The sequence below is a fragment of the Pseudomonas sp. D1HM genome (assembly GCF_019266105.1).
GTDB classification, from domain to species: domain Bacteria; phylum Pseudomonadota; class Gammaproteobacteria; order Pseudomonadales; family Pseudomonadaceae; genus Aquipseudomonas; species Aquipseudomonas taetrolens.
Map to the genome: position 1 here is coordinate 1 of NZ_LRMN01000055.1, position 611 is coordinate 611.

Annotated in this window: 1 protein-coding gene; it reads left to right on the top strand. The window is 57.9% G+C overall.

Features of this window, described 5'->3' with window-relative positions; genetic code table 11:
• A partial coding sequence (locus AWM69_RS22695; protein ID WP_256930499.1) for an Ig-like domain-containing protein occupies nucleotides 1-611 on the top strand: 611 nt, incomplete at both ends.

Consider the following 611-nt stretch of genomic DNA (forward strand, 5'->3'; position numbering starts at 1 on the left):
GACCCTTCTCAAGTGGTAAGCCCGGACATCGATCCTGCTGATACCACTGCCCCGGATGCGCCTACAAACCTGAGTGTTTCCCCCAATGGCGGAACTGTCTCGGGTAAAGGTGAGCCGGGCACGACAGTTACCATCAAGGATCCACAAGGCAACACGATCGGTACAGGTACCGTCGGTGCTGATGGCAACTTCGCAGTTGGGCTGAACCCTCCTCAAGTCAATGGCGAAGTCCTTGACGTGACACTGACCGACGCGGCCGGGAATATCTCGGATCCTGCGCAAGTAGTGAGCGCGGACATCGACTTCGTGGATACGACCGCTCCAGATGCCCCGACTAATCTCGTGGTCACCCCAAATGGCGTGAATGTCTCGGGTAAAGGTGAAGCAGGTACCACCGTCCACATCAGAGACGACCAAGGCAACCTGCTGGGTACCGGTACGGTGGGGGCTGATGGCAACTTCTCAGTTGACATGGATACGCCAAAAATTAATGGCGAACTCCTGAGTGTGACGCTGACCGATGCCGCCCGTAATATCTCGGACCCTTCGCAGGTGAATAGCGCGGACATCGATGAGACCGACGCCGACGCCGACGCCGACGCCGATGCCGA